Consider the following 13,578-nt stretch of genomic DNA (forward strand, 5'->3'; position numbering starts at 1 on the left):
ATGACCACCACGCTGCGTCCGGAGAGCCCCGAAGCCCCGGCCCCGGGGGGCGGCCGCACCCGGCGCTGGCAGATCTGCGCCAACGGCCGGCCGGTCGGTGCCCTGCGCACCACCGCGACCCCGCGCGGAGACCAGCACTGGGGGAACATCTCCGAGCTGGAGGTCCGGGAGGGGCACCGGCGCGGGCGCGCCACCGTCGGCGCGCTCGCGGCCGAGGAGGTGCTCCGCGGCTGGGGCTGCAGCAGGGTCGACGCCGACATCCCGGAGGCGGCAACGGCGGCCCGCCGGCTGGCCGAGGCGCTCGGCTACACCGAGCGGATGCGCAACATGGCCAAGGGCCTGTCCGCCGGGGCCGGGCTCCCGCCGGGCCTCACCGCGCGTCCGGTCGACGCCGCGGGCTACCCGGCCTGGCTGGCCGAGGCCAAGGCCGGGTACCTGCACGACCTGTGCGCCTCCGGGCTCACCGAGGAGCAGGCCCGGGCCAAGTCCGACGCCGATCACGCGTACCTGCTGCCGCAGGGCCACGCGACCCCCGGGGTGGTCCTGCGGCAGCTGTACGACGCCGACGGCGGGCTGCTCGGCAGCCTCTGGGTGGCCCTGCGTCAGCGCGACCTGCCGGACGGCCGGCCGCTGGCCTGGGTGATGACCGTGGAGGTCGACCCGGACCACCGGGGCCGGGGCCACGGGCGCAGCCTGATGCTGCTGGCCGAGCGGGAGTGCCTGGCCGCGGGGGTCCGAGACCTGGGCCTCAACGTCTTCAGCAGCAACGAGGTGGCGGTCGGCCTGTACACCTCGCTCGGCTACGCCGTCACCAACCGGGTGTTCGGCAAGCCGCTCTGCTGACGGCGGGTCAGGAGGCCTGCCGCCGTCCGATGATCTCGACGATCCTGGCACGCAGGCCGTCCTGGCTCGCGCCGCCGTCCAGGCGCTGCCCGGCGATCACGTAGGTCGGGGTGCCGCTCACCCCGATCGCCTTGCCCTCGGCCTGGTCGGCGTCCACGATCAGGGTGTGCCGGCCGTCGATCAGCGCCAGCTCGACCTCCTCGGCGTCCAGGCCGGCCTCGCGGGCCACCTCGACCAGCAGTGCCTCGCCGCGGGTGCCCAGCTCGTCGACCCGGGCGAGCAGGGCCTCCACGTACGGCCAGCCGAGGCCCTGGGCGAACGCCTCCTCGGCGGCCTGGGCGGCGGCGTACGCGTGCTTGTGCTTCTCCAGCGGGAAGTGCCGCAGCTCCACCGGGAGGGCGTCGCCGTACTCGGCGCGCAGGGCGCGGATGTCGTCCAGGGCGGTGCGGCAGTCCGGGCACTGGAGTTCGCACCAGAACTCCAGCCGGGGGAGGGAACCATCGATCATTCCCCCAGTGTTCCACTAGTGGGCGCCCCGCCAGGGAGCGGTGCGCGCCGGGCGACGCCGACGGGAGGCCCGCATGTCCAGGACCGACGAGCGCGCGACCGGGCAGCCGTGCTGACCGCGGCGGTGGCCTTCACGTTGACGGCGGCGGGAGTGGCCGTGGCGGGCCTGACCGCGTACCGGCGCCGGTACCTCGCGGCCACCCGGTGGTTCGCGGTGGCGCTGCTGCCGGCCGGGCTCTACCTGACCGGGCTCTTCCCGGTGGCCCGGACGATCGGCGGCGAGATCGCCGACTGGGCGACGCAGCTGGTCCTCGACCCCCGGGTGTGGATCGGGATCGGGCTGCTCGCCCTCTCCACCGTCCTGTTGATCGGCAGCGGCCGGGTGTCCCACCGCCGGCGCAAGGCGGCCGCCCCCGCGTCCGGCGCGCCGGCGGCGGGCGGCGCACCGTCCCGTCCGGCGGTCTCCGGCTCCCGGGCCCCGGCGGCCGGGAGCGCGAAGGCACCGGGGCGTCCCAAGCAGGCCGCGCCCGCGGACGACGGCCTCGGCGACTTCGCCGACATCGAGGAGATCCTCCGCAAGCGCGGGATCTGAGCGGCCGGCCGGGCCTCGGCGAACGGGAATCCGGCCCCGGTGGCCCCGGGGCGCGTGCGCGGCCGGTGCCGGCTCAGGCGCTGGGCACCGTCTCGGCCGAGCGCTGCCGGGCCCGGTAGGCGGCGACGTGCAGGCGGTTCCCGCAGGTACGGCTGTCGCAGTAGCGGCGCGAGCGGTTGCGGGAGAGGTCGACGAAGACCCGCGCGCAGTCCGGCGCCTCGCAGTTGCGCAGCCGCTCCCGCTCGCCGGCCATCACGATGAACGCGAGGGCCATCCCGAGCTCGGCCGCCAGGTGGTCGCCCAGGGCGGCGTGCGGCGCGAAGTAGTGGATGTGCCAGCCGTGGTGGTCGTGGTTGGTCAGCCGGGGCGTCGTCCCCGCGGCCGCGACCACGGCGTTCACCAGCTCGGCGGCCTCGTCGGTGGAGCCGGCCGAGAACACCTCGCGCAGCCGGGCGCGCAGCTGCTGGACGGCGCGCAGGTCGCCGGGCGTGAGCGAGTCGATCTCGCTGATCTCCTGGCTCACCACGAAGGAGTCGAGCGCGGCCACGTCCGTCAGCAGCTCGCTGCCGCAGGCGTCCGGCGAGGTGTTGAGGAGCTCGACCAGAATGCTCAGCGCGCACTCGGTGTCATGGGTGATCAGCACGTGGGGGCTCCTCGCGCGGCGGGCGGCAGACCACCCGCGTCGACTGTCACCCCAGACCTTACCGGGCCCCGGCCCCGGCGGGGGAGCTCCCGCGGGGCGGGCGGCGGCCGTGACGCGCCCGGACGCCCGGGCACCCGGCAGACAGGCCGGCCACCCGCGAGGGCGGCCGGCACCGGTGCCGGGTGCTTCCGGAGCCCCGGTCCGCCCCTGGAAGGGAACGGACCGGGGATCCGGCCCCGAGGCCGCGTCGTGCGCGGCGGGATGTGCGGCCGTGCCCCCGAGTAGGACGGCCGCGGTACGGCAGGGGGGTGTCACCTCGCGCTGCGGCGGGGTGGCGCCCTGCGGCGGGGTCAGCTTTCGGCGAGGATGTGCGACAGCTCCCGGTCGAGGTCGAAGTGACGGTGTTCGGTGCCGGGGGGCACGGCGGCGTCCGTGCGCTTGAGAAAGCTCTCAAGCGCCCGGGCCGGGGCCTCCAGCAGGGCTTCTCCTTCCGGAGAGCTCAGGGCGATGCAGACCACTCCCTGCCCGTGACTGCGCGAGGGCCAGACCCGGACGTCGCCGGTACCGGTGGGTCGGTGCAGCCCCTCCGCAAGGAGATCTCGGGCGAACACCCACTCCACGGTCTCGTCGGCACCGGTGTGGAAGGTGGCGTGCACGGCATAGGGGTCGGCGGTGTCGTAGCGCAGGCCCGCGGGGACGGGCAGCGAGGACTCGCTGGACACGATGAGGCGCAGGTGCAGCTCGCAGCTGACCGTGGTGTTCATAAGCGCCATGGCCTTTCGCTCAGTGTGCGCTCGGGGAATCGCACGTCGGCGAACGGACCATCCCACCTCCAAGACCGATGTAAACCCCTCTGTCCCGATTCGAGGGCGAGTCGTACCCCTTCCGGCGCATTGCGGAATCGGCCCGGTGCGGAGGGCGACCGATTACCGGCCCGGCATCTCGGCTAGTTTCCTGGCATGGCTGTACGAAGCGACAACACGGGAACGGGTGAGGCCGTGCAGGACGGGACGGGGGCCGGGCAGGAGAGGCCGGACGGGCAGGACGCGCCGGGGGCCGGACCGGGCGCGCCGGACGGGCAGGACGGGGGCCGGCCGCTGGGATCCAGGGCGCCGCACTTCATCCGGCGGTCGAGGCCGCTGCACCTGAGCTGGCAGGTGGTGATCTTCCTGGTCGGCCTCGCGGTGGTGGTGCTCGGCGTGGTCATGCTGCCGCTCCCCGGACCGGGCTGGGTGGTCATCTTCCTGGGCATGGGCATCTGGGCGACCGAGTTCGTCTGGGCCCAGCTGGCCCTTCGCTGGACCAGGCGCAAGGTGGCCGAGGCCGCGCAGAAGGCGATGGACCCCAGGGTCCGGCGCCGCAACCTCACGCTGACGGCCGTCGGCCTGGTCGTGATCGCCGGGCTCGGCGGCTGGTACCTCTGGAAGTACGGGCTGACCATGCCCTGGAACGTGACCTGAGCCGGCCGGCCGGCGGGCCCGGCCGAGGGGTGTTCGGAGCAGCCTTCGGGATGCGGTAATGTTTTCCCTGCACCCGGGCGATTAGCTCAGCGGGAGAGCACTTCGTTCACACCGAAGGGGTCACTGGTTCGATCCCAGTATCGCCCACCGGAATGCATTGGTGAGACGTGGAGCCCCGGCCATTAAATGGCCGGGGCTCCACGTCTTTTTCCGTTAATCCCGCGCCGGCGACGCCGAATCCGACTGAGGCGCAGTCATCTTCCCTGCGGCGCCCGACTTCTGCGGGTCCGCCAGCTGACCGGGGCGGGCGGGTTGCGAGGCGGCCCTCGAATGGTGCTAGTCTTCTTCTCGTTGCCCGGGCGATTAGCTCAGCGGGAGAGCACTTCGTTCACACCGAAGGGGTCACTGGTTCGATCCCAGTATCGCCCACCCGGACAGCACGGTTGTCAGACAACCGGCAGTGCACAGGCCCCGATCGGTTCTCCGATCGGGGCCTGTCGCATGAGGCGGCACCACCACGGGCCGCCGAGCCGCCGCCGCTCGACGGTCACGCCGTCACGCGGCCGCCTCGCAGCTGTGCTCGGGCGACAGCCGCCGGCCGCAGGCGCACCGCAGCGGACGCAACGGCCAGGACAGGTCCACCCGTTCCGGGGTGCCCGAGCGGTCGAACCAGTTCTGCAGGCCACGGGCCTGCGCCGCGTGCCAGACCCGCTGCCGCAGGTGCAGGTCGGCCGGACCGAGCGCGCCGAGCGCCCCGGGGTAGCGGGCGCCCAGGGCACGGACCAGCCCCATCGCCGCCGTCGCGTCGGCCGCGGCGTCGTGCGCGCCCGCCAACTCCACCCCGTAGTGGGCGCACAGGTCGGTCAGCGTGCGCCGGCCCTTGCGGTACCGGTCGACATGCTTGTCGAGCACCCGCGGATCCAGTATCACCAGCTCGGCCGGCCCCAGGCAGTCGGCCAGCGTGATCCCCCGGTGCCGGCGCAACTCGCGGTCCAGCAGCGTCAGGTCGTACGGCGCGTTCATCACCACCACCGGCGTCCCGGCCCGCGCCTGCTCGCCCAGCGCACGGGCGATCTCGGCCACCACGGTCCGCGCCGGCCGGCCCTCGGCGCGGACCCGCTCGTCGGTGATGCCGTGCACCGCGCGGGCGCCGTCCGGGATCGGCACGCCGGGGTCGGCCAGCCAGGTCGCGGCCTGCGGCACGGCGCCGGGCGCGAGTTGGACGACCAGGGCGGCGGAGACGATGCGATCGGTCTCGACGTCCACGCCGGTGGTCTCGGTGTCGAAGGAGGCGAGCGGGCCCGTGAACCATTGCTGCTGCATGACTGCCCCTCAGGTACTGCCCTCAGGAGATGCGGACTCTCAACCGGAGCCGGGGAGACCGGGCGGGTGCGCCGCCGAGGACCGGCGGTGCACCCGCCCGGTCTCGTCCTGTCCAGGTGATACCCCGTTCTGACGGGACCTCAACCGTTTGGCACCGGAACCGTCGGGGATGCTCCCGGTGGCGGTCTGTTCGAACGGGGGCGGGCGCCGCGCGCCGAGGTGGGGAGGCGGGAGCCGTGGCGCTGACGCAACCGCAGTCCGGGGACACGACGCAGTCCGGCAGCACGGCCCGACCCGAGGGGACACCGGCCGTGCCGCGCGGCAACCTGGCCACCACCGCCTGCATGGAGACCCTGCAGGTGGCCTACCTGCACGCGGTCGCCGCCGCGGCCGGCTGCTCGCTCTCCCAGCCCTTCCCCGACAACGGGATCGACTGGCAGGTCAGCCACGGCTCGCCGGCCCACACGGTCGACGACGAGGTCACCGTCAAGATCCAGCTGAAGGCCACCCAGCAGATCGCCGCGGCCCCGGCCGGGCCGCACTTCAGCTTCACGCTCGACAACGCCCACCTGCGCAAACTGGCCCGCGCGCAGGTCGCGGTGCCCAAGATCCTGGTGGTGATGCTGCTGCCGCGCCAGGTCGACCAGTGGCTGCAGGCCCGGTCGGACGCCCTGGAACTGCGGCACTGCTGCTACTGGGTCAACCTGGCCGGCCACCCCGTCACCGGGCAGCGGCGGACCAACGTGCGGGTCCCGGTGGCCAAGGTCTTCGACGACCGCGCACTGTGCGAGATCATGGCGAGGGTCGGCGCGGGCGGCAGCCCGTGACCGGCCGGCGCCCCCGGCTGGGAGGAGCGGACACATGACGGGTACCCGGATGTCCGAGGACGGGGCGCCGGCGCTGCCGGACCCCGCTGCGGTCGACCCGGCGGTGCTGGCCACCCTGCTCGCCCGGCACGGCTGGGTGCGGCGCGGCGGCCCGACGGCCCGCTACGGACGGTGGACCCCGCCGGGCGACAGCGACCCCGGCACCAGCGTGCTGGTGCCGGCCGGCGGCGGCTTCGACGACGCGGTGGACCTGCTCGCCGACGCGGTGACCGCCCTCTCCCGTTCGCACACCCCCTCCGCCCGCTCGATCCTGCTGGCGCTCACCGTGCCCGGCGACGAGATCCAGTGGCGCCGCGAGCAGCCCGGCGTGCCCGGTGCGGTGACCTGGGAGGGGGAGGAGCGGCTGCACGAGTCGGCCCGGGCGATGCTCTCCGCCGCCGCCAAGGCCGCCCGCACCAGGGCCGCCTACTTCGGCGCCCGGCTGGACGGCTGGGCCGGGGACTTCGTGCAGCGCGCCCTGGTGGTCGGGCCGGCCGCGGCCGGCGGCCTCACCGCCTACACCCCCGCCCCGGAGGGCCGGGGGGCCGTCACCACGCTGGTCCGTGCCCTGGAGGCGATGCGCGACGCGGTCGACTACCGGCGGGTCAGCGGCGGCCTGGAGGCCTTCGAGAACGCGGTGCAGAGCGGCGTCAGCCGCGAACTGGTGGAGGCCGTCCAGCAACTGGTGCGCGGCGCGACCGCCGCGCAGGTCTCGGTGGCCTGGTCGGCCGCCGTCGGCACCCCGGGCGGTTTCGGCGACCGGCGGATCGCGCTGGAGTTCTCCCCCGGCGACCTGCCCGCCCTGGAGGAGGCCGCCGAACTGCTGGAGCGGATCGAGCCCGCGGTGGCGGTCACGGTGGTCGGCGTCGTGGTGCGGCTGAAGCGCGGCGGCCCGGCCGGCCCCGGCTCGGTGCGGTTGCGGGTGCTCAGCGGCGCCGAGGTCGCCGAGGTGAAGGTCCGGCTGGACGACCGCGGCTACCGGCTGGCCGCCGAGGCGCACCTGACCGGGGCCCCGGTCCGGGTCGCCGGCCGGCTGGAGCGGCGCGGGGGGTTCCGCAAGCTCGCCCGGCCGCACGACCTGGAACTCGTCCGGCTGGAGGACGCCGAGCGCGAGCGGCTGCTCAAGACCCTGGGGGAGGGCGACCCGGACTGACCGGCCGGCCCCCGGAGCCGCGCCGCCCGGCACCCGCGACCGCCGCGGGCACCGGAACGGGTATATGGGTGCGCGAGGCGGTCGCCGCTCTCGGTACCATCGTGAACGCGCAGCGAAGTGCTGCGCCTCACGCTTCCAGCACGTCAGGAGAGACCGGTGACGGACGTCCGGGTAATCATCAACCGCGAACCCGATCGGGAAGAGCGCGTGGTGACCACGGGCACGACGGCCGCCGAGCTCTTCGCCGACGACCGCTCGATCATCGCTGCCCGGGTCGCCGGCGCGCTCAAGGACCTCGCGTACGCCGTCCAGGACGGCGACGAGGTCGAGCCCGTCGAGATCGGCAGCAAGGACGGCCTGGACATCCTGCGCCACTCCACCGCGCACGTGATGGCGCAGGCCGTGCAGCAGCTCTTCCCCGAGGCCAAGCTCGGCATCGGCCCGCCGGTGAAGGACGGCTTCTACTACGACTTCGACGTCGAGAAGCCGTTCCACCCCGATGACCTCAAGGCCATCGAGAAGAAGATGCAGGAGATCATCAAGCGGGGGCAGAAGTTCTCCCGCCGGGTGGTCGCCGACGACGCCGCCCGCGAGGAGCTGGCCGCCGAGCCGTACAAGCTGGAGCTGATCGGCCTCAAGGGCTCCGCCTCCGCCGAGGACGGCTCCGACGTCGAGGTGGGCGGCGCCGAGCTGACCATCTACGACAACGTGGACGCCAAGACCGGCGACCTGTGCTGGGGCGACCTCTGCCGCGGCCCGCACCTGCCGAGCACCCGGCACATCCCGGCGTTCAAGCTGATGCGCAACGCGGCCGCCTACTGGCGCGGCAGCGAGAAGAACCCGATGCTGCAGCGGATCTACGGCACCGCCTGGCCGTCCAAGGACGAGCTGAAGGCGCACCTGGACTTCCTGGTCGAGGCCGAGAAGCGCGACCACCGCAAGCTCGGCAACGAGCTGGACCTCTTCTCCATCCCCGAGGACATCGGCTCCGGCCTCGCCGTGTTCCACCCCAAGGGCGGCATCATCCGCCGCACCATGGAGGACTACTCGCGCCGCCGGCACGAGCAGGAGGGCTACGAGTTCGTCTACACCCCGCACGCCACCAAGGGGAAGCTCTTCGAGAAGAGCGGCCACCTGGACTGGTACGCGGACGGCATGTACCCGCCCATGCAGCTCGACGAGGGCGTGGACTACTACCTCAAGCCGATGAACTGCCCGATGCACAACCTGATCTTCGACGCGCGCGGCCGCTCCTACCGCGAACTGCCGCTGCGCCTCTTCGAGTTCGGCACCGTGTACCGGTACGAGAAGTCCGGCGTGGTGCACGGCCTGACCCGGGCCCGCGGCTTCACCCAGGACGACGCGCACATCTACTGCACCCGGGACCAGATGGCGGACGAGCTCGACTCGACGCTGACCTTCGTCCTGGGCCTGCTGCGCGACTACGGCCTCACCGACTTCTACCTCGAACTCTCCACCAAGGACCCGGAGAAGTTCGTCGGCTCGGACGAGGCGTGGGAGGAGGCCACCGAGGTCCTCCGCAAGGTGGCCGAGAAGCAGGGCCTGCCGCTGGTGCCGGACCCGGGCGGCGCGGCCTTCTACGGCCCGAAGATCTCCGTCCAGGCCAAGGACGCGATCGGCCGCACCTGGCAGATGTCCACCATCCAGCTGGACTTCAACCTGCCGGAGCGCTTCGACCTCGAGTACACCGCGGCGGACGGCTCGCGCCAGCGCCCGGTCATGATCCACCGCGCCCTGTTCGGCTCCATCGAGCGGTTCTTCGCGGTGCTGCTGGAGCACTACGCCGGCGCCATGCCGCCGTGGCTCGCCCCGGTCACCGTGGTCGGCATCCCGATCACCGACGAGCACGTGCCGTACCTCCAGGAGGTCGCGGCCGAGCTGAAGAAGCGCGGGATCCGGGTCGAGGTGGACGCCTCGGACGACCGGATGCAGAAGAAGATCCGCAACGCCCAGAAGCAGAAGTTCCCGTTCATGCTGATCGCGGGCAACGAGGACATCGAGGCCGGCGCCGTCTCCTTCCGCTACCGCAACGGTGAGCAGAAGAACGGCGTGCCGGTCGCCGAGGCCATCGCCGAGATCGTGGACGCCGTGGAGCGTCGCATCCAGGTGTGAGGCCCTCGGTGGTGACACCGGAGCGGTGAACGGTGCGGGGCAGACTCCACGAGTCTGCCCCGCACCGCTTTGCAAGCCGCCCTCGGCGAATATGCTGATCAGCATGACGAGTGAGCCGGAACTGCAGCGGGGCGTCGGGGAGCCGGACGGCTTCCGCCGCCTGTGGACCCCCCATCGGATGGCCTACATCCAGGGCGAGAACAAGCCCACCGGCCCGGCTCCGGACGACGGTTGCCCGTTCTGCTCGATCCCCTCGCTGAGCGACGAGGAGGGGCTGGTCGTCGCCCGCGGCACCGCGGTGTTCGCGGTGCTCAACCTGTACCCGTACAACGGCGGCCACTTGATGGTCGTCCCGTACCGGCACGTGGCCGACTACACCGAGCTGGACGCCGCCGAGACCGACGAGCTCGCGGTCTTCACCAAGAAGGCGATGACCGCGCTGCGCGCCGCCTCGGGGGCGCACGGCTTCAACATCGGGATGAACCAGGGCACGGCCGCGGGTGCCGGCATCGCCGCGCACCTGCACCAGCACGTGGTGCCGCGCTGGGGCGGGGACACCAACTTCATGCCGGTGGTGGGCCACACCAAGGTGCTGCCGCAGCTGCTCGCCGACACCCGCAAGATGCTGGCCGAGGCCTGGCCGCAGGGCTGACCCGGCCCCGGCCGCCGGCCTGCGGCCGGACACCAGGGCGGGGCCCGTACCGGTCGCACCGGTACGGGCCCCGCCGTGGTGCGGGCTCAGCCCGCCGGGTACTCGTCGAACAGGAACGGCCGCACGCTCTGCAGCTCGGACTTCAGGATGCCCACCCGGTTGCTGAACCGGCTGGTGTCGATGTCGTGCTCGTCCAGGAAGTCGACCAGCGCGGCGGTGACCGCCGAGACCACCGGGGTGGCGCTGCGGAGCACGTCGTCGCTCTTGTCCCGGCTCGCCCAGGTCTTGGTCACCCAGGCCGAGCGCAGCCCGAACGGCTCCGGCAGGCCCATCCCGCCGCCCAGCCAGCCGAGCAGCACGGGAGCCCGCATGAAGGGCGCCCGCAGGGCCTGGCGGATGACCTCGTCGTTGTCGATGAGCGGCAGCTGGACGGTCTCCTCCTCCCAGAACTTGCCGGTCTTCTGGCGGGTCAGCTCCTTGGGCTTGGGCTTGCCGGTGAAGATGCCGTGCACCGGACCCAGGGCGTACCCGGAGACGGTGATCTGCAGGATGTTGGACAGTACGACGATCTCCACCAGCACGGTCGAGATCAGCTGCCCCTGGTGCAGCACGAACTGGGTGGCCACCGCGTGGCGCGGGCCGCTCTGGCCGAAAGTCTGCTTGTTGGCGATCTCCTGGACGGCGTGGTCGCGCATCACGAAACCGTCGCCGTCCATGCTGGCGCCGCCGGGACGGCCGATCTCGTCGGCGCCCTCCGGGATGTGCTGGATCACCCAGTGGTTCACCGAGTAGGCCGGCATGCCGCCGTTCGCCACCTCGCTGCGGCCCAGCCCGCCCAGCCGCTCGCCGATCTTGCGGGCGAGGTCCCAGGTGTGGAAGGTCCGGAAGTCCGGGTGGCCCTCGGCGGGCTTCAGCTCGGCGCTGACGTCCCAGGAGCCCCAGCGCCGTCCGGCCCCGAGCAGGCCCTTCGGCCCGGCGTAGTGGTGGACGTTGGTCTCCTGCTCGGCCTCCAGCCGGCCCAGCTGGGCCTTGAGGGTGGCGGCCTTCTTGTCCATGTCGTCGCGCGGCACCGCCTTGGGGACGGTCGCGGCGGGCCCGTTGCCCTCGACCAGCCCGAGCCAGCGGGACCGGAGGTCCTCGGTGCTGCGCAGCACGATCCGCTTGGCGATGAACCAGCCGGCCACGGGGGCGAGCGCCATCACCCGGAAGTACAGCGCCCACACGCCGGTGACCGGGGGCCGGACGGCGAGCAGCACGGCGATCAGGCCGACGCCGACCAGCACCAGGGTGCCGTAGATGTCCTGGCGGCCGGAGGAGTCCTTCTTGAGCCAGGCCCGGATCTGGAAGGCGGCCAGCCAGAGCAGGGTGCCGGGCAGGAAGAGCAGGCCGCTGACCAGCGTCACGATCATGAGCTTGCGGTCGCGGGCGTCGCGCAGCTCCTGGGCGGCCATGCAGTGCTGGACGACCATCCGGGCGTCGACGCCGAAGGAGGGCACCAGCGGGTTGCGCTTGGCGCCGAGGGTGCGGGCGATGACGGCCTTGCTGAAGGCCTCGCCCAGGTTGGGCCGCAGCAGCTTGAACCGGCCGCCCTTGATCTTGCCGGGCTGGACGTCCTCGAAGGCCTTGAGGTCCGAGTCGCGGTAGGCGACCGAGGAGAGCGCCTGGGTGACCGCCGTCTGCGGGCCCGCGTCCGTACGGGGTATCTGCGCGCCCGGGGTCATGTCGAGTTTGGTCACGGGTGGTGTGCCCTCCTCCCCTTGTCAGCGGCAGGTTACCGTGCCCCGGTGCCGTCGCGCGGGTGATCGTCTGAACACTTGTCACGCGACGTCGGGTACCGGCCGTTCCGGCATGTTTCCCCGGATCGGGCCGCTTCGATCCTCGGGCGGCGGTTCCGGTGCCCCGGCTGCGGCCGGATGGGGGACGATCGGTACATGAGCCGAGCGGTGACGAGGGATCCGGTGCTGGTCTTCGACGGGGACTGCGCCTTCTGCACGACCTGCGTGAACGCGGCGGAGCGCTATCCGCGGCAGACCCTGGCCTCGGGCGGCTGGGAGGCCGTGCCGTTCCAGTTCGCCGATCTCGCGGAGCTGGACGCCCGGGCCGGCGGGCGCGGCGAGGTGACCCGGGAGCGGGCCGAGCGGGAGGTGCTCTGGGTGACGCCGGACGGGCGGGTGTACGCCGGCGCGCAGGCGGTGGCGCGGCTGCTGATGCGCTCGGGCGGGGCGTGGGCGTACCTGGGCGGTGTGCTGGCCCTGGCGCCGGTGCGGCCGGTGGCGGCCGCGGTGTACCGCTGGGTGGCGGCGAACCGCGGCCTGATGCCGGGCGGGACGCCGGCCTGCGCGCTGCCGCGGGGCGGGCCCGGACACTGAGCACCCGGACGGCGGCCCCCGGCGGTGCCGGCGGGAGCCGATCGGCCCCCGCCGGCACCGCCGGGTGCGATCAGGTCAGTGCCGGCCCGCCTGACGGCGGCGCATGACCAGGACGGAGCCCGCGCCGACCAGCCCGAGCGCGGCGAGCACGGTCAGGCCGATGTTCGCTCCGGTCGAGGCCAGGCTGCCCGAACCGGTCGCCTCCGTGGACGCGCTGGGCGAGGGCGACCCGCCGGCGGCCGCGTCGACCGTCGAGCCGGTCGAGGGGGTGGGGGTGGCCGCCGGGCCGGACGGGACGCCGGTGGAGGCGGAGGCGGAGCCCGAGGGCGTCACCGAGGCCGTGGCGCTCGGGGACACGGTCGCCGCGGGCGACGTGGCCGCGGGCGACGTGGAGCCGGACGGCGCGGGCGTGGACGGCTTGGGGCTGGGGGAGGAGCTGACGGCCGGGCAGGTGTGCGAGAGGTTGAACCACTTCACCTCACCGCCCTTCACCTCGGCGCTGGCCGAGGTGAGCTTGGCGCCCGGGGCCGAGGCGACGTAGGCGTGCTTGGTGGTGGGCGGCCCGAACACGGTGACGACCTGCGGGGTGCCGTTGTCGAAGGCGACCGTCAGCTTGACGAAGTCCGTCGAGTTGCCGGGAAGCACGAAGTGCCAGCCGTCCTGGTCGGTGCCGATCGTCCCGCACTTCGTCTCGTGCTCGCCGAACCCGGCGGCCGTGACGGGAAGGTCCTGGTGGACGGGGACGGTGTAGGTGGTGCCGACGGCCGCGAGGGCCGACGGCGCCGTGGGGAGGAGGATGAGGCCAGCTGCCGCCGCCGTGAAGGCGGCGCGGGTGGTGAGGGAAGCGCGCATGGTCACCGTTCGCTGTCAGGAGTGGGGGCGAGGGCCGGACCGGTCCGGTGGGACCGGCCCGGGGCCGTCTCACTGTCCTTCAGCGCCACAGCCGTCCCGGGCGTCACACTCCTGACATAACGTTTCGCTGAACGGGCCGCGCCACGGCCGCCGCCGGTACTGCGCCGCCCCGGCAGGCCCGCCGC

Annotated in this window: 14 protein-coding genes and 2 tRNA genes; 10 read left to right on the top strand and 6 right to left on the bottom strand. The window is 73.3% G+C overall.

Annotated features, from left to right (window positions below; translation table 11 throughout):
* Positions 1-843, top strand: a complete 843-nt coding sequence (locus J2S46_RS33060; protein ID WP_191288167.1) for a GNAT family N-acetyltransferase — start codon at positions 1-3, stop codon at positions 841-843.
* 7 nt (positions 844-850) lie between these two features.
* On the opposite strand, the gene J2S46_RS33065 is transcribed toward J2S46_RS33060, so the two are convergent.
* Positions 851-1,351 carry a DsbA family protein gene (locus tag J2S46_RS33065; protein WP_191288168.1) on the bottom strand — a complete coding sequence of 167 codons (501 nt, stop codon included), beginning with the start codon at positions 1,349-1,351 and terminating at the stop codon, positions 851-853.
* 156 nt (positions 1,352-1,507) lie between these two features.
* On the opposite strand from J2S46_RS33065, the gene J2S46_RS33070 reads away from it, so the two are divergent.
* Positions 1,508-1,942: a hypothetical protein gene (locus tag J2S46_RS33070; protein WP_307352062.1), complete on the top strand. Its 435-nt coding sequence runs from the start codon at positions 1,508-1,510 to the stop codon at positions 1,940-1,942.
* Between the two features lie 73 nt (positions 1,943-2,015).
* Here the strand turns inward: J2S46_RS33070 and J2S46_RS33075 are convergent, their stop codons facing one another.
* Together J2S46_RS33075 and J2S46_RS33080 are read right to left on the bottom strand one after the other, a co-directional pair.
* Positions 2,016-2,585: a CGNR zinc finger domain-containing protein gene (locus tag J2S46_RS33075; RefSeq protein WP_191288170.1), complete on the bottom strand. Its 570-nt coding sequence runs from the start codon at positions 2,583-2,585 to the stop codon at positions 2,016-2,018.
* Positions 2,586-2,935: 350 nt separating this feature from the next.
* Positions 2,936-3,349, bottom strand: a complete 414-nt coding sequence (locus tag J2S46_RS33080; protein WP_030056266.1) for an SsgA family sporulation/cell division regulator — start codon at positions 3,347-3,349, stop codon at positions 2,936-2,938.
* A gap of 195 nt (positions 3,350-3,544) precedes the next feature.
* Between J2S46_RS33080 and J2S46_RS33085 the strand changes: the two genes are divergently transcribed.
* The 3 genes from J2S46_RS33085 to J2S46_RS33095 all read left to right on the top strand — a co-directional run bounded on the left by J2S46_RS33085 (position 3,545) and on the right by J2S46_RS33095 (position 4,474).
* On the top strand, positions 3,545-4,045 hold the full coding sequence (locus tag J2S46_RS33085) for a TIGR02611 family protein (protein WP_191288171.1): 501 nt from the start codon (positions 3,545-3,547) through the stop codon (positions 4,043-4,045).
* 75 nt (positions 4,046-4,120) lie between these two features.
* Positions 4,121-4,192, top strand: a tRNA-Val gene (locus J2S46_RS33090).
* A gap of 210 nt (positions 4,193-4,402) precedes the next feature.
* A tRNA-Val gene (locus J2S46_RS33095) sits at positions 4,403-4,474 on the top strand.
* Positions 4,475-4,600: 126 nt separating this feature from the next.
* Here J2S46_RS33095 and J2S46_RS33100 read toward each other — a convergent pair.
* A complete protein-coding gene (locus J2S46_RS33100) occupies positions 4,601-5,368 on the bottom strand; it encodes a 3'-5' exonuclease (protein WP_191288172.1) in 768 nt (255 codons plus the stop codon).
* 236 nt (positions 5,369-5,604) lie between these two features.
* Between J2S46_RS33100 and J2S46_RS33105 the strand changes: the two genes are divergently transcribed.
* The 4 genes from J2S46_RS33105 (at position 5,605) to J2S46_RS33120 (ending at position 10,172) form a co-directional block, all read left to right on the top strand.
* On the top strand, positions 5,605-6,195 hold the full coding sequence (locus J2S46_RS33105; protein WP_229912084.1) for a DUF4365 domain-containing protein: 591 nt from the start codon (positions 5,605-5,607) through the stop codon (positions 6,193-6,195).
* A gap of 34 nt (positions 6,196-6,229) precedes the next feature.
* A complete protein-coding gene (locus J2S46_RS33110; protein ID WP_229912085.1) occupies positions 6,230-7,387 on the top strand; it encodes a hypothetical protein in 1,158 nt (385 codons plus the stop codon).
* A 156-nt stretch (positions 7,388-7,543) separates the two neighbouring features.
* A complete protein-coding gene (gene thrS / locus J2S46_RS33115; RefSeq protein WP_191288174.1) occupies positions 7,544-9,520 on the top strand; it encodes a threonine--tRNA ligase in 1,977 nt (658 codons plus the stop codon).
* A 91-nt stretch (positions 9,521-9,611) separates the two neighbouring features.
* A complete protein-coding gene (locus tag J2S46_RS33120) occupies positions 9,612-10,172 on the top strand; it encodes an HIT family protein (protein ID WP_073921501.1) in 561 nt (186 codons plus the stop codon).
* A gap of 86 nt (positions 10,173-10,258) precedes the next feature.
* Here the strand turns inward: J2S46_RS33120 and J2S46_RS33125 are convergent, their stop codons facing one another.
* A complete protein-coding gene (locus J2S46_RS33125; RefSeq protein ID WP_191288175.1) occupies positions 10,259-11,908 on the bottom strand; it encodes an AbeC-like domain-containing protein in 1,650 nt (549 codons plus the stop codon).
* Positions 11,909-12,103: 195 nt separating this feature from the next.
* Here J2S46_RS33125 and J2S46_RS33130 point away from each other — a divergent pair, with 195 nt between their 5' ends.
* Complete coding sequence (locus J2S46_RS33130; protein ID WP_191288176.1) at positions 12,104-12,541, top strand: thiol-disulfide oxidoreductase DCC family protein; 438 nt, start codon at positions 12,104-12,106, stop codon at positions 12,539-12,541.
* A 75-nt stretch (positions 12,542-12,616) separates the two neighbouring features.
* Here the strand turns inward: J2S46_RS33130 and J2S46_RS33135 are convergent, their stop codons facing one another.
* Positions 12,617-13,393, bottom strand: a complete 777-nt coding sequence (locus J2S46_RS33135; protein ID WP_191288177.1) for a hypothetical protein — start codon at positions 13,391-13,393, stop codon at positions 12,617-12,619.
* Positions 13,394-13,578 lie beyond the last annotated feature (185 nt).

Source organism: Kitasatospora herbaricolor (assembly GCF_030813695.1).
Taxonomy (GTDB): domain Bacteria; phylum Actinomycetota; class Actinomycetes; order Streptomycetales; family Streptomycetaceae; genus Kitasatospora; species Kitasatospora herbaricolor.